1 protein-coding gene is annotated in these 359 nt (G+C 36.8%); it reads right to left on the bottom strand.

Annotation, left to right across the window (positions count from 1 at the left end; all coding sequences use genetic code 11):
* Positions 1-172 (bottom strand): transposase (locus tag HRG09_RS29790; protein ID WP_174104118.1); only part of this gene is annotated, 172 nt, incomplete at its 3' end.
* Positions 173-359: the final 187 nt, after the last annotated feature.

Here is a 359-nt window from a genome sequence, read left to right as displayed (position 1 = left end):
CACGACCTGGAAACGCACTTTCCCCATATTCTTCATATTCATTTATCCAACGATATAGAGTATTAGAATGAATCGATAATTCTTTAGCAACCTCTTTTACAAACATATTTTCTTCCAGTACCAGCTGAACTGCAGCCATTTTAAATTGACGATCATAGACTTTTCTACTCATAAACTGAATCACCTTTCTCTCTTAACTTAGTGTCCAGTTTAGTGTACCATCTCCAAGGTGTAGTTTTTTATGACCAAATTTACTGTAGAGGAAAAATTAGCTGCTGTTCAATCCTATTTAGAAGGAGTTGTGGGCTATGATACAATCGGGGCAGCCTGATGATCCCGTTTTTTACGAAGTTGAATAC

The organism is Bacillus sp. Xin1, assembly GCF_013314535.1.
Lineage (GTDB): Bacteria > Bacillota > Bacilli > Bacillales > Bacillaceae_G > Bacillus_A.
The sequence above is the reverse complement of the archived record's forward strand: the minus strand, read 5'-3'. Positions and strand labels throughout refer to the sequence as shown.